Genomic DNA, 12,278 nt, shown 5'->3' with positions numbered 1-12,278 from the left:
AACAATAGGCAAATTTAAAATTCTATTGGAATAAGATAAAAATTTGTTCGGGTAAAGTATGAATTTTACCTTATTTCTTCTTGTAAGATAAATTTAAATTTTGCGTATTACGGCTCATTTTTTTGAATGCAGCTTTAAGCCGTGCATCTAAGTAAATTTAGCCGAAACAAATCTATTTTACAGAAATTAGACGAATCCGATCCCAAAATTATTTCAAATGAGAAATTACGTTTTGCGCAAATTCCATGGTGCTGGCTTTACCGCCCAAATCGCCGGTGCATTGTTCCCGGTTTCGGAAGGTTTCGTCCATGGCGGCTTCAATACGGTTGGCGTAATCGTGTTCTTCAATATGATGCAGCATCATAATCGCCGAGCGTAAAAGTGCCGTCGGGTTGGCAATGCCCTTACCGGCAATATCCGGAGCCGAACCGTGTACCGCCTCAAAAATGGCCATATCTTTACCAATATTAGCTCCCGCTACCACACCTAAACCGCCCACTAAACCCGCGCATAAATCTGATAAAATATCTCCGAACAAGTTAGTAGTAACCAATACATCAAACTGCTCCGGCTTATTTACCAGCTGCATGCACATATTATCGATAATTTTATCGTCGAGGGTAATTTCGGGATATTCCGGGGCAATAGTTTTGGCGGCGTTAATAAATAAACTTCCGGCTAATTTTAAAATATTAGCTTTATGTACCACCGTTACTTTTTTGCGGTTGTGCTTGCGCGCATATTCAAAAGCCGCCCGGCATATTTTATCGCAGCCTTCTTTCGTAACGCGGGCAATAGCGTCGGCAATTCCGTGGCGTTCGTCGTAAAACTCCAGACCAGAGTACAAGCCTTCGGTATTTTCGCGGAACAATACTATATCTACGTGTTTAAAAGGGGTTTCAATGCCAACGGTGCTTTTGGCGGGCCGCACGTTCTGGTACAAATCGAACATTTGGCGCAAGGTAACATTTATGCTTTTAAAACCCCCACCAACCGGCGTAGTAATGGGTCCTTTTAGCGCAATCCGGTTTTTATTCAGGGAAGCAATCAGGGAAACCGGGATTAATTGCCCGTTAAGGGTGTAAGTAGTTTGTCCGGCATTTTCTTCTTCCCAGGTAACCGGCACCTTGGCGGCCGCAAAAATTGTTTTTACCGCCTCCGTAATCTCTGGACCAATGCCGTCGCCGGGAATTAAGGTTATTTGTTTCATAGTTTACATGGTTGTGGGTTGTTAGTTGCTGGTTGTTAGTTTATCAATTGACCTCAATCAAACAACTAAGAACCAACAACTAATAACTAAATTTATAAGGCTTCCTTACGGCTGTTAATTTGGCTAATGAGCAGGTCTACATCACCCAGTAATTTTTCGGCTTTATCTTTCGCGTCTTTAATTACGCGTTGGCCTTCGGAACGGGCCGCCGATTGCGGTGTTTCCCGGTTGTCCCGTAAAAGATCGGTTAAGTCTTTTAGCATGTCGCGGTATTTATCTAACTGGTAGCTTAAGCGATCGCGGGTTTCACGGCCTTTATCCGGCGCATACAAAACGCCAAAAGCAGCGCCGGTAGCTACCCCGGATAAAAATGCTAAAAGCGTAGTGGTTACTTTCTTGCTCATAGTTATTACAGGTTCTTATTAGCCTTTTGAAGCCTCAATTTACGGTTAAAAATCGAAACTTTAAAAGTCTAACTGGTTTGTGGGTTTATTTATTGTCAATCAATCCCCGGCCCGATTTCCGGATATCTCCTTTCTCGGTGAGTTCCTGGGAAATTTTATCCAGTACGCCGTTAATAAACTGTTTGCTCTTGGGTGTACTGTAAATTTTTGAAATTTCAATATATTCGTTAATGGTCACTTTTACGGGAATGCTTCTGAAAATATGCATTTCGCACAAGGCCATTTTTAAAATAATTTTGTCCAGCAAAGCTACCCGATCTACGTCCCAGTTTTTAATTTGGGCAACAATAAATGCTTCGTAGGTGGCATCTTCCTGGATGGTTTGATTATATAAATCCTCAAAAAATACTTTGTCGTCTTCCCAATTCGGCGAAAGGTCCAGTAAGGGCAAGTCTTCCGCAGACGTTTCCTCTAAAGATTTAATGGTTTTATTTACCAAACTTTTCACAATGGGCTTATTCTCCGCCCAATTCATATCCTGCTCCTCAAAATACTTCTGCAAAGTTTCATCTTTAAAGATTAATTCCTTGTAGATAGACTTAATCAGCTCGTGATCTTCTTCGTAGGTATGTTCGGGTTGTGCCAGATAAGCTAAAAACGTTTCGTTGGGCTTCAATACCGTTTTGTACCAATGCCGGATCTGGTCGGTATCGGAACCCCAGCTAATATTACGCCGGATAAGGCGCTGCTGGTACGATTTGTTGGCGAGCAGCTTTTGCACCACCCGGTTGCCCAGGAATATTTTGTAATTGGGTTCTTTTTTTCGGTAAAGCGGGTGGCTTTTTTCTCTTCTTCGTTTTCGATTAAGCGCACTACTACCTCCATAATTTGGAGAAGGCTTAAGTAGTGGTCGTAAATTTTTTCTACGGCATGTACCATTTGGCTGCCGTACAACTTAAAATCTTTCTTTAGTTGGTTTTGGTAATAGCGAATCGCATCGTTTACCGCTTCGCGAATATCTTTGTCGGTTTCTTCGGTATCGAACTGCCGGGTTTCGTACCACTCTTTAAACATGAGGGTGGCAATTTTTTTCTGACCTTCTAACTTTTTTCGGTCTTGTACTACCATCGAGTTTAAATCGGGGGCAAAGGCTTTCTCTATTTCGTCGAGAGCCAGGAGATAATCGGAACCTTCGGCTTGCATGTAGGCATAGATGGCTTGCATCGCCTTGATTCGTAATGTTCTGCGGTTAAGCATTCTAGTATGTTAAAGAACGATAAGTATTTATTAAATTTTAATGTATGCCGTCGAATAGAAACGACTTATTTTGAGCCGGTTCCCGTCTCAAGCTTGTGCTGCTAATTTATTTCAACTGTCTTTTTTTGCCTTAAAAGTCAAACTTGTATCGTTTATTCTTAGTTACTGCTATTACAATTTTTACTTTTATTAACGGCTACAGAAACTAAGTTTATTTTGTATTTATTCAGTAGCCCGGTTTGTCAAACATCTATGCTTTAATTTTTGTTCTGTTTGTTTAGCGGTTTATTCATCTTAATCTTTACTCCCGGAAAACGGCCACTCAGGTACAAATCTTTTTGATTTACCAAAAAAGTTCGGCTATGCCCGCGTAAAACGCGTACGAAAATGCCGGCGGCTTCCCTTATCTTTGTAATCCTTGTTACTACGGTAAGTTTCCGAATGGCGGCGCGAAATTAAAGCTTTTTTTACATTTAACAGTACCATTTATCAATTACCACTTACCATTTACCAAATCATAACTTTTATTTGTGGGAATTTGGTAAATGATAAATGGTAACTGGTCTTAACCTTAATTTATTTGTGAAATCACTTCGTTATTTAAATAAATACCTGTTTAAATATAAATGGCACCTAATATGGGGAACGCTGTTTATCATAATTTCTAATATTTTCGGCATTATTCCCGCCCAGATTGTGCGCTATGCTTTTAACTTAATTGTAGAAGGCATCAACCAGTACCATTTGTTTGCCGGAACGAGTAAACAGGCCGAAATTTATAACGTGTTTGCCCGCAATGTAACTTTATACGGCGGTCTGATTATTCTGCTGGCTTTACTCAAAGGGGTATTTACTTTTTACATGCGTCAAACGATTATTGTCATGTCGCGGCTCGTAGAGAACGACATGAAAAACGAGATTTACGCGCATTACCAAACCTTACCGCTCAGCTTTTACCGCCGCAACAACACCGGCGATTTAATGGCGCGTATTTCCGAAGACGTGAGCCGGGTGCGCATGTACCTGGGGCCGGCTATTATGTACGGCATTAACCTGGTAGCGTTGTTTCTGTTGGTAGTACCGTATATGTTTACCATTAACGCCAAGCTTACTTTATACACGCTGCTGCCTTTGCCTATTTTATCGGTGAGTATTTACTACGTGAATACTATTATCGAACGAAAATCCGACGAAATTCAGAAAAGTTTATCGGGCATCACCACGTTTGTGCAGGAAGCCTTTTCCGGTATTCGGGTGTTAAAGTCGTTTGTGCGCGAAGACGATTCGCACCAAAATTTTACCGTTGCCAGCGATTTGTACAAGGATAAATCTTTGGAACTGAATTTTGTAAACGCACTCTTCTTTCCATTAATTTTATTTTTAATTGGCTTAAGCACCATTATAACGGTATATATAGGCGGCAAAGAAGTAATGAACGGCAGCATTACGGCGGGTAATATTGCCGAATTTTTAATTTACGTAAACATGCTGACTTGGCCGGTAACTTCGCTGGGCTGGACTACTAGCCTAGTGCAACGCGCCGCTGCCTCGCAAGCCCGGATTAATGAATTTCTGGAAACCAAAACGGATATTATCTCCCGCCAAAATAGAAAGCAGGAAATTACCGGTGATATATTATTCGAGAACGTAAACTTTACTTACCCCGACACGGGAATTCACGCCTTAAAAGATTTATCGTTCCGGATTAAGCACGGGGAAACTTTGGCTATTTTAGGAAATACGGGTTCGGGAAAGAGTACGGTAGCGGCTTTGCTGTGCCGTTTGTACGATACATCCAGTGGTCGCATTGAAATTGATGGGGTGGATATCCGGGATTATGAAATTGCCACCCTGCGCAGTCAGGTGGGTTACGTGCCCCAGGATGTTTTTCTGTTTTCGGATTCTATCCGGAATAATATTGGTTTTGGCTCGGATACGATGACCGAAGAACAAATGATCCAGGCCGCCAAAGATGCCGACGTGTACGAAAACATTATGCGTTTCCCCGAAAAATTTGCAACCAAGCTGGGCGAACGCGGCATTACTTTATCGGGTGGGCAGAAGCAACGGGTTTCCATGGCGCGCGCGCTGGTACGGGAACCGGCTATTCTTATTCTGGATGATTCTTTAAGTGCGGTGGATACCAAAACGGAAAATGCTATTTTAAATAATTTGCAACGGATTATGCACAACCGTACCTCCATTATTATTTCGCACCGGGTATCGTCGGTGAAGCTGGCCGACCAGATTTTGGTACTCGACGACGGCGAAGTGGTACAGCACGGCACGCACCAGGAACTTATGGAAGACGAGGAAGGCTTGTACAAAGCGCTCTACGAACGGCAATTACAAACCGAAGAGCAAGATTAAGATTTTAGTGGGTAATTTTTTTTGAAAAAAGCCGGCCCGGGCATTTTATCTTTTCAGACAATATTTGTTTCTTTGCTGTCCAAGTCTGAAGTTATTCAGCAACCGGGGTGTAGCGTAGCCTGGTATCGCGCCAGCATGGGGTGCTGGAGGTCGTGGGTTCAAATCCCGCCACTCCGACTATAGAAAAGGCCTTAAACACGTTGTTTGAGGCCTTTTTATTTGATCTAATCTATCGCCGACAAATTTGCCGACAAAAAAATGCCCAAAAATGAGATAAAAACTTCCAACAGTGGCTTCCCTTATAAGCCGGCCAGGCTCGCCATTCCTAAAAATTCGGCGGGTCAGACGGATCTTACCAAAACCTGGTACATTAGTTATTATATCTTTTCGGAAATCACCGGCAAGCTTGAGCGGCAACGCAAAGAAGGGGAAATCAATTCTTATAAAACGATAGCCGATAGAAAAACCGCTGGCAAACAACTGGTGGATGATATAAATTTGCTTCTGCAAAATGATTACATCATTCAAAAACCTAACCAGGAACCGGAAAACACTTCTCTTGAAACGAATGAAGTGGATTCTAACTTACCTTTTGGGTAGTGGTAAAGAAAGTATGATGGGATAAAAAGAGGCAGTGAAGTGTTTAAGATGATGGAATGTTCGAAGTTCAGATCAAAATAAACTGTCCCCACTGCCAGAGCAGCAAGGTAGTAAAAAATGGCAAGAAAAAGAATGGTTCTCAGAACCTTCTATGTCGTAATTGCCAGAAGCAATTTCAGCCAATATATCGCTATAGAGGAGCGGATCCGACTACCAAGCGGTTGATACGGCGTCTTCTGGAAAGAAATAATGGTGTTCGTGACATTGAAAAGTTGCTGGAAGTGAGTAGAAAGTGTGTGCTAAGCAACTTGTGCCGACAGGGGAATGCCCTTAAGATTCAACCAACCCAAAAGCATTATAGATCCGTACAGATCGATGAAGTCTGGAGCTTTGTCGGAAAGCGCAAGAAAGGAAAATACTGGTTGTTGTATGCTTACTGTCCCCAAACAGATGAAGTACTGGCTTATAGTTGTGGCGGCCGAAGCGCTAAAACAGTACGCCAGCTACTCAAAAAGCTAAAAGGAGTGGAAATAGAACAATATTGTACTGATCATTGGAAAGCGTTTGCTCAGGTAATCCCCCCGACAAAGCACACGATAGGAAAAGCTTACACTAAAAACATAGAAGGCGTGAATACTTGCATCAGAGCCAGAAACAGACGGTTCGTCAGAAAAACAACCTGCTTCTCCAAAAAGAAGGAAAACCATTTAGCAAGTCTAAACCTGATGTTTGACTATCGCAATAGACATAAAGCCAAACATCATACTTTGTAGTCCACAACTACCTTTTGATGTTAACCGTAAAAGTCTTTTAGAAGGTTTTGTTTTTTTTAAGGAGGCTTATTATAGCTCCATTGAAAAAGGTACGCAAAAAGGTTATAATTCCTTGTTTAAAGCTCTCTTCGAGTGGTTTGAAATAAAGCAGGAAAGAGACGGTAAGGACTGGCTCAATTTAATTTTTTCCAGTTTTAGTGTCCACGACGCCAATGCTTTCTTTGATTATTTAAAAAATGAGAAGAAGGTAAAATACAAGAAGATTGAAAAAATAGGGGTTTCTAATAAAACCTTTAATAATTATCTAACCTATTTCATTACTTTTTATAATTTCTTTATTGACCGGAGCTTGCTGCCGGTTAATCAGAATCCTTTGGCTCGGTTTTCCAAAAAGAACACCGAATCTAATCAGCATACCCCTTTTACTAATAAGCAGATCCAATTAATCAAGCAGAGAATGTTGGATACCAAGGCTTATCAATTACTTACTTTTGTGCAATTTTTATATTACACGTTTGCTCGGCCAGGTAAAGAAGTACGATTGCTGCAGGTGAAGGACCTCCGGGCAAAAACCATCTTTTTCCCATCGAGTCGGGCTAAGAATGCTACCGGGGACCACGTGGCCATACCTCCCGAGCTGGAAATAATTATCCAGGAAAATAATTACCGGGAGTATCCACCCCATTATTATATTTTTACTTTGAAAGGCAAACCCGGACCAACACCGGTAGGAATCAACTACTTTTCCAAACAGCACCGTAATATTCTCCTGGCGGTGGGCATTACCGAGCCGGAATATGATATGTACGGCTACAAGCACACCGGTAACATTAATCTTTATCATGCTACCAAAGATATCAAAGCGGTGCAACGCCAAAACCGACATAAAACTAGTGCGCAAACGGATACTTATTTACGCAAGCTTGGTCTGCTGATGGATGAGGATCCCATCATCAACTTTCCTAAGTTTGGCGGAGAGGAGCTGGAAAGCAAAAAGCCAGTTCCCCTGAATGAGGAACTGGCTTTTCAACAATGAAAAATCCGTAGTTATTTAGGCCTTACGTCTTCATAAGTACTAAGTGGGCCACCGACGCAAAAATCCGTAATATAAATGACTCGAAACTGGTTAACTTCCCGATCGTACACACCAAATTTAAAGTAAGGTATTTCTTCCGCGTCATTATAGGAGTTCGGCCCTTTGTATTTTAAAACGGTTTCGCCATTAAGGGCTAATATAAGGACGCCATCCTCCTGATAAGAGTGTTTGACAAACCAGACTACGTCGATTGGGGTATCAAACTGGGCCGGACCTAAATCAAAGACTTTTCTACCGTCCGCTGTTTTGTTAGTGGTGACCTTTTCATTATCGTAATTGACCATTACCTTGAAATGATCATCCTGAACGAAAAGGGCAATTGGCGGTACCAATGCTTTTTCCCCCAGGTGCTTATCCTCGTGGTTGTGAAATTGGGCAATGATGGTGGATGCTTTGCTCCTGGGAAATTCCTTGCGCTTGATGAGCATTTTATAGCCGATCCGACCTTCGCGATGAGTTTCCGAATCGCGTACGAATTCAGCCCGGACAATACCCTTGCGGTTATCCTCTTGCCGCAATTCAACCCGCGCCCAGGTTTTACCCGCAAATTTTTGGTAGGTTAAACCATGGCTGGTGTAAACCTGAGTGCGCAGGCCTTTCGGTAAACCTTTTGAGAAATCAGCATTCACTAATAAGTTCGTTCGCGGCAGGGATAATTGGGCGAAGAGGTGGTGGGGAGTATTTAGCGAGAGCACCAGGGCCAGGCCAAACATCAGGTGAAAGATTTTTTTCATGGGATTGGAATAATTGTTTGTGGATTTGTTTGAGGATGTAAAATTCCTCCGGAACCACGCGGCCAGAAAGGACAAAAAATTAGGCCTGAGACATTTCCCGAATCTCGTTGAGTAGTTGAATCTTCTCCTGGGTGTCGCCCACGTTATTGTGCACTTGCAAAGTTTTAGGCCATTTAATAATTTCCTCCTTCATTTGTTTTAACTCAGCCAGCATGGCTTGTTCAAAAGGAGTAATAGCTGAATTTTCCGCCTCAATACGGCCAGTAGATAAAGATTCCTCCCGGGTAGGACCACCGGTGGCAAAAGCCGTTATTCCTTTCTGCCGCTCCGCCTCCAGGTAAGCGACAGTATTGGCGTACTTAGGAGACTTGATCATCCAGTTAGGTATCACTAGCTCCGCTCCCTTTTCGCCAATAAGCCCGAGTCGGGCATCGTTTACCATGCCGCCCTCCGCAAAGGTGCCGATCCGGCCACCGGTTTGGCCACTAGCCATTTCCCAGATACCGTTGCGTTCCATCATTTTAATCAAAGCCGGATTGCCATCTTTTTTGGTCATACCACCCCCATAGAACTGCTGCGCGGTTACTTCCTTGGTACTCTTTATGGCGCGGCCTACCGCCAAGGCGGTTTGAACGCCGGCGATGACGTTACCAGATCCCGGAATGATGGCATTTATCGGGTTCTCGTTAGCATGTTTCCAGATGGCCTGGATTTCTTCCCGTAAATCAATGGCGATCTTACCAATGCTAAAAGCTTTGTGCGCCGTCACGGCCACTTTCCGGGCAGCGGTATCTTTACCCAACAAATCAATGCCTACCTGCAACGCTTCCTGAGCTTTGGTAATTTGCATCCGGGCCAGATCGTTCTTTACTTTCGTCAGCTTTTCCTCATTGTCGCGGAGTTTAGTAGTCCGCTCGTTGTCGTAGCGCAGAATCTCATTTTTAAGTTTGAGCGCCTGGGCGGATTCTCCCTGGCCGGATCTTTCCAGGGAGGCCAGCTTGAGCTGAGCCGTCGCTTCTTTTTGTTCCAGCAACGCCAGATCCCGGGCTTGTTCCGCTTCAATGGTCCGGACAACCTGGCCATCAAAGTTGGCTTGTTTCTGCAGGAATTCGTTCTCGGTATATTCCGCTTCCAGGGCTTGTTTTTCCTCCAGGCCTTTGAAATAATCATCGCGCAGCTTTTTTGCTTCCGTCTTTGTCGCTTCTTCCTCAGCTTGCCGTAACTCGGCCTCCTTCATTTTTTTCTGTTCTTCAATGGAGGCGAGTAGAGCCTGTTTTTCCGATTCCGTTGCCCCAATATTGGCTAAAACATCTTTCTTATGTTTCTCCAGTTCCAGCAACTCTTTGCTGTGCTGCAGGCGGAGTTTGGCCAGCACTTTATCAATGCCGTCCTGCATCATATCTATTTTTAACTGCTGAAATTCGAGGTCGGATTGCTGACTCGTTTTTAAAAATTTTTCGTTGGCTTTCTCCAGTTCTTTTTGATGCTTTTCCTCTTGCTTTAGTTCTTGGTTCTGGAGCTTTTCTTTTTCTTTCAAGTGCGCAATTTGCTTCCGAATTAAACTTTTGTGGGTTTTATCGGTTTCGTTCTCCAACATATCCTTCAACGCCTGAATACTTAACCCTTTGAGCGAAGCAGCAAAACCATCACCGGTGGCTTTGCCTAGTTCCTGGCCTTTGGTTTTAGCCACCGTTTTATTTTGTTCGTGCTTGGCCTGGTCTGTTTTTTCCTGCTTGGCTCGTTCTTCGGCAATTTTACCGTGATAGCCGTCGCTAAAAGCTTTCCCCAGCCGATCGCCGGCATTCATAATTTCTTTGATTTTGCCGGCATTTTTAATGGGATTGACAAGGAAAGAAACTATATCTCCCGCAATGCTGAGCAATTCTTTAAACGCATTCCAGACCCCGGCCACTCCGCCCCGGACGGCTTCACTTCGGTTATACAAGAGCATAAAACCACCTGCCAGAGCAGCTACAGCCGCAATGACTAAGCCGATGGGATTGGCATTCATGGCGGCATTAATCACCCACTGCGCGGCCGCACTGGCCCGGGTAGCAATGGTTCTTCTTTTCTCGGCAACTTCCATGGCCAGTGTACTCGCTGCCGCCCGGATGTTATTCGCGTTCAAGGTTACAACTGCCACTGCCAATAACGAGATGGCGTCCCAATTTTCGCGGATAAATTGAGGTGCTTCTTTAAGAGCTAATACAAGAGTGGTTAAGAATTGTACGCCTTCTCGGATCACCACATTTAATCCGTTGCCGATGGTAATTTTTAAGGAAGCAGTAGCGGAATCCAGGCTTTGCATGTCCCCTTCCAAATTATCCATGTTGGTGGCTGCCTGTTCGTAAGCCGTGTTGGTACCGGTCATGGCCTTGGTCAGTCGCTCGATTTCTCCTCGGTTGTTGACCATGTGCTGGGCCACTACCACGTTTTCTTTACCGAACATTTTTGCTAGCTCGGCGGTACTCAGGTTTTGTTTACCCAGATTACTGAGCGCTTTTTCTAAGCCGACTACTTTCGGGTTAAACTCATCGGCGCCACTCTGGAGAGTGAGCAAGACATTCTTCAAGCCGGTACCCGCTTCGCCGCCTTTGATGGCTACGGTAGATAAAGACTGAATAACGGCGTTAGTAGCTTCAAAACTAATGTTGGCGGCCGCAGCCACGGTACCGGAGTTTTTCAAAGCCGCTGCCGTTTCGTTAATCTCGGAGGCACCTTCTTTGGCGCCGGCTGCCATGACGTTGATGTAGCGGCCGGCCTGATCGGCGCCTTCCCCAAATTGATTTAAGGACTCGGCCAGGGCCGTGGACGCTGGACCCAGCTCCATTTCAGCCGCCCGGGATAAAATAATGGCTTGCTCGGTAATGGCCGCTAAGGCTTCTTTATTACCTAACAACTCGGGCTTAGCACTACCCATTACCTTATAAGCATTCAAAACGGCTTCCGCACTCATGTGCAGCTTATCGCCGGTTTTTTCGGATTGATCCGCCAGGTACTGCAGATCATCGCCCGCTAAACCGGTGAGGGCCGATAAACTACTCAAGGCTTTTTCAAAGCCTTTGGCTTCCGTTGAAGCTTCCTTGAACCAGCCAATAATGGAAGTAAAAACTTGTTGAATACCTCCCCCCATAAAAACTCCCAAGGCAGTTGACCAGGCCTGGCTCATAAAGCCGGAGGCTTTGCTCATGCCCAGCATTTCCGCCTTGGTAGCATTAATGGTATTTTTTAGCTGCAGAAAATCCTTGTTGAGTTGCGCCCGGCCCGGATCATCCTTGCTCATTTTTTGGAGTTGATTCCACATCACGGCCGCCGCGGCATTCATCTCCTTTAAGGAGGCATTTGCCTGCTGACCATTAATGATGATTTCAACTATGCGTTGTTCTTTCGAGGTTGCCATTTAAAAAGTAATTACAAGTTTTTGATCGATGCTGCCTTTGATTTTCTCGATGCCGGCTGTCACCATTATTTCTTCCATGAGCATGCCCAGGCGCGTTACCTGGTAGCCGATGCCATTGCGGTTGCGGCCGGAATACCATTTCTTGGCCTGGCGCCGGTTGCCCGTAAACTTACCTATCAGCCGACGCTCCGTGGCTTGCGCTTTCTGCTCGCCGGAGCGCGTACCGCGGCCCACCCCCATATCGATCATCTGACCGTACCAGGCGTAGGCAATCTCAATTTTTAGCCGACTATCAGCCTGGTCAATCACGTTGCCCTTAAAGCTGGAAAACAGAGCGTCCGTATCCCGCGCTCTTAGCCGGGTAAGCTCACCTTTCCAGTTTTCAATGGCGTAGATCAGCCATTGTTCGGCCGTTTCTTTTTGGTTATTCATAT

11 protein-coding genes and 1 tRNA gene are annotated in these 12,278 nt (G+C 44.4%); 5 read left to right on the top strand and 7 right to left on the bottom strand.

All coding sequences use genetic code 11. From position 1 onward, the window contains the following. Window positions 1–208 precede the first annotated feature (208 nt). The 4 genes from AHMF7605_RS10635 to AHMF7605_RS30505 all read right to left on the bottom strand — a co-directional run bounded on the left by AHMF7605_RS10635 (window position 209) and on the right by AHMF7605_RS30505 (window position 2,838). Complete coding sequence (locus AHMF7605_RS10635; protein WP_106929083.1) at window positions 209–1,210, bottom strand: isocitrate/isopropylmalate dehydrogenase family protein; 1,002 nt, start codon at window positions 1,208–1,210, stop codon at window positions 209–211. A gap of 92 nt (window positions 1,211–1,302) precedes the next feature. Then, on the bottom strand, window positions 1,303–1,614 hold the full coding sequence (locus AHMF7605_RS10630; RefSeq protein WP_106929081.1) for a YtxH domain-containing protein: 312 nt from the start codon (window positions 1,612–1,614) through the stop codon (window positions 1,303–1,305). Window positions 1,615–1,699: 85 nt separating this feature from the next. Beyond that, a complete protein-coding gene (nusB, locus tag AHMF7605_RS30510; protein WP_233219005.1) occupies window positions 1,700–2,395 on the bottom strand; it encodes a transcription antitermination factor NusB in 696 nt (231 codons plus the stop codon). Further along, window positions 2,287–2,838, bottom strand: coding sequence for a hypothetical protein (locus AHMF7605_RS30505; protein ID WP_233219004.1), 552 nt, complete (start codon window positions 2,836–2,838; stop codon window positions 2,287–2,289). Before AHMF7605_RS30505 ends, nusB begins: the two co-directional genes overlap by 109 nt. A gap of 615 nt (window positions 2,839–3,453) precedes the next feature. Here AHMF7605_RS30505 and AHMF7605_RS10620 point away from each other — a divergent pair. The 5 genes from AHMF7605_RS10620 to AHMF7605_RS10600 all read left to right on the top strand — a co-directional run bounded on the left by AHMF7605_RS10620 (window position 3,454) and on the right by AHMF7605_RS10600 (window position 7,650). After that, a complete protein-coding gene (locus tag AHMF7605_RS10620; RefSeq protein WP_199200222.1) occupies window positions 3,454–5,241 on the top strand; it encodes an ABC transporter ATP-binding protein in 1,788 nt (595 codons plus the stop codon). Window positions 5,242–5,344: 103 nt separating this feature from the next. Then, window positions 5,345–5,418, top strand: a tRNA-Pro gene (locus tag AHMF7605_RS10615). An 81-nt stretch (window positions 5,419–5,499) separates the two neighbouring features. Next, the gene (locus tag AHMF7605_RS10610) at window positions 5,500–5,841 is read left to right on the top strand and encodes a hypothetical protein (protein WP_106929074.1); all 342 of its coding nucleotides are present in this window, start codon (window positions 5,500–5,502) and stop codon (window positions 5,839–5,841) included. Between the two features lie 56 nt (window positions 5,842–5,897). Then, window positions 5,898–6,614: an IS1 family transposase gene (locus AHMF7605_RS10605; RefSeq protein ID WP_106925291.1), complete on the top strand. Its 717-nt coding sequence runs from the start codon at window positions 5,898–5,900 to the stop codon at window positions 6,612–6,614. Next, a complete protein-coding gene (locus tag AHMF7605_RS10600) occupies window positions 6,571–7,650 on the top strand; it encodes a tyrosine-type recombinase/integrase (protein WP_106929071.1) in 1,080 nt (359 codons plus the stop codon). The genes AHMF7605_RS10605 and AHMF7605_RS10600 overlap by 44 nt, the downstream gene beginning before the upstream one ends. 11 nt (window positions 7,651–7,661) lie before the next feature. Here AHMF7605_RS10600 and AHMF7605_RS10595 read toward each other — a convergent pair whose 3' ends face one another. The 3 genes from AHMF7605_RS10595 to AHMF7605_RS10585 all read right to left on the bottom strand — a co-directional run bounded on the left by AHMF7605_RS10595 (window position 7,662) and on the right by AHMF7605_RS10585 (window position 12,276). Next, on the bottom strand, window positions 7,662–8,405 hold the full coding sequence (locus AHMF7605_RS10595; RefSeq protein ID WP_158267491.1) for a heparin lyase I family protein: 744 nt from the start codon (window positions 8,403–8,405) through the stop codon (window positions 7,662–7,664). Window positions 8,406–8,523: 118 nt separating this feature from the next. Next, window positions 8,524–11,844, bottom strand: a complete 3,321-nt coding sequence (locus AHMF7605_RS10590) for a phage tail tape measure protein (protein WP_106929067.1) — start codon at window positions 11,842–11,844, stop codon at window positions 8,524–8,526. Beyond that, window positions 11,845–12,276 carry a hypothetical protein gene (locus tag AHMF7605_RS10585; RefSeq protein ID WP_106929065.1) on the bottom strand — a complete coding sequence of 144 codons (432 nt, stop codon included), beginning with the start codon at window positions 12,274–12,276 and terminating at the stop codon, window positions 11,845–11,847. Window positions 12,277–12,278: the final 2 nt, after the last annotated feature.

The organism is Adhaeribacter arboris, assembly GCF_003023845.1.
In the GTDB taxonomy this organism is placed as follows: Bacteria; Bacteroidota; Bacteroidia; order Cytophagales; family Hymenobacteraceae; genus Adhaeribacter; species Adhaeribacter arboris.
The sequence above is the reverse complement of the archived record's forward strand: the minus strand, read 5'-3'. Positions and strand labels throughout refer to the sequence as shown.

What these genes read in the sequence shown, in the direction of transcription:
- AHMF7605_RS10635 (WP_106929083.1), bottom strand. Translation starts at nt 1,210, where the DNA reads ATGAAACAAATAACCTTAATTCCCGGCGACGGCATTGGTCCAGAGATT.
- AHMF7605_RS10630 (WP_106929081.1), bottom strand. Translation starts at nt 1,614, where the DNA reads ATGAGCAAGAAAGTAACCACTACGCTTTTAGCATTTTTATCCGGGGTA.
- AHMF7605_RS30505 (WP_233219004.1), bottom strand. Translation starts at nt 2,838, where the DNA reads ATGCAAGCCATCTATGCCTACATGCAAGCCGAAGGTTCCGATTATCTC.
- AHMF7605_RS10610 (WP_106929074.1), top strand. Translation starts at nt 5,500, where the DNA reads ATGCCCAAAAATGAGATAAAAACTTCCAACAGTGGCTTCCCTTATAAG.
- AHMF7605_RS10605 (WP_106925291.1), top strand. Translation starts at nt 5,898, where the DNA reads ATGTTCGAAGTTCAGATCAAAATAAACTGTCCCCACTGCCAGAGCAGC.
- AHMF7605_RS10590 (WP_106929067.1), bottom strand. Translation starts at nt 11,844, where the DNA reads ATGGCAACCTCGAAAGAACAACGCATAGTTGAAATCATCATTAATGGT.
- AHMF7605_RS10585 (WP_106929065.1), bottom strand. Translation starts at nt 12,276, where the DNA reads ATGAATAACCAAAAAGAAACGGCCGAACAATGGCTGATCTACGCCATT.